Source organism: Petrotoga halophila DSM 16923, assembly GCF_002924615.1.
The window spans coordinates 1-1,105 of sequence record NZ_JALY01000190.1 but is presented as its reverse complement, the minus strand read 5'-3'; the positions used below and the strand labels follow the sequence as shown (position 1 = coordinate 1,105).

General features: G+C 35.7%; 2 protein-coding genes. Both read left to right on the top strand.

The features are described 5' to 3' along the window. A partial coding sequence (locus tag AA81_RS14570) for an FAD-dependent oxidoreductase (protein WP_245863573.1) occupies positions 1–599 on the top strand: 599 nt, incomplete at its 5' end. Continuing rightward, the coding region (locus AA81_RS14565) for a tRNA modifying enzyme MnmG family protein (protein WP_500690313.1) at positions 571–1,105 on the top strand (535 nt) is incomplete at its 3' end. The genes AA81_RS14570 and AA81_RS14565, both read left to right, overlap by 29 nt.

The following is a 1,105-nucleotide window of genomic DNA, read 5'->3' as shown; positions in this document are numbered from 1 at the left end:
CAGATGAACCTCTGTCTTTTTCTTATTGGAGTCAGCCAAAAGTATTGTCGAAGGATCATCCTTGTTATTTGGGAAGAACCAACAGCAAGACCCATGAAGTTATTAGAAGATATATCGCATTCTCGCCTTTGTATGGAGATGTAAAATTAATCCAGTCTGTTGGTCCTAGATATTGCCCTTCAATTGAAGATAAAGTTATGAAATTCAATAAGGATTCCCATCAATTTTTCCTCGAACCAGAATCTAAACACTCTAAAGAGATCTACTTGAATGGATTGAGTACCAGTTTACCTTTTGAAGCGCAGATTGAGATTTTGAAAACTATACCTGGTTTAGAAAATGCTATAATTGAAAGACCCGCTTATGCCGTTGAGTACGATTTTGTTAATCCAAATCAATTGAAACACAACCTTGAAACAAAAAAAATAGAAGGATTATTCTTAGCTGGCCAGATTAATGGTACAAGTGGTTACGAGGAAGCCGCAGGTCAGGGACTCATGGCAGGAATTAATGCTGCTCTAAAAATCAAGGGAGAAGAACCTTTTATTCTTGACAGGTCCGAGGCTTACCTTGGGGTTCCTACTGACTTCCCGAGCTGAATACAGGTTGTTACTCAGGCATGATAATGCTCATTTAAGGTTGTATAAGTATGGATACAAATACGGTTTATTGAGTAAAGAACAGTACCAACAACTTCATAGACTAGAAAACCAAATAAATCAACAAATAAAGAAACTGGAACAGATTAAAGTATCACCTAATCAAGTTAACAATATTCTGGCCTCAAAAGGTTCTTCAAAAATCACCCATCCTGTTCACATGGGTGAATTACTCAAGAGAAGCGAAATATCTTACACCGATTTGAAACATTTAGATGAAGAAGCAGTTGAGGAAAAAGAAGTGATAGAACAAATCGACATTCACTTTAAATACAACGGATATTTTAAAAGAATGCAAGAAGAGATTATGAAAATGAAAGAGCTTGAAAAAGAAAAGATACCTAAAGATATAGATTATGACGAAATTAACAATCTCGCCTACGAAGCAAAGGAAAAATTAAAAAAAATCAAGCCAGAAACTTTTGGACAACTCCTCAGAATCCCTG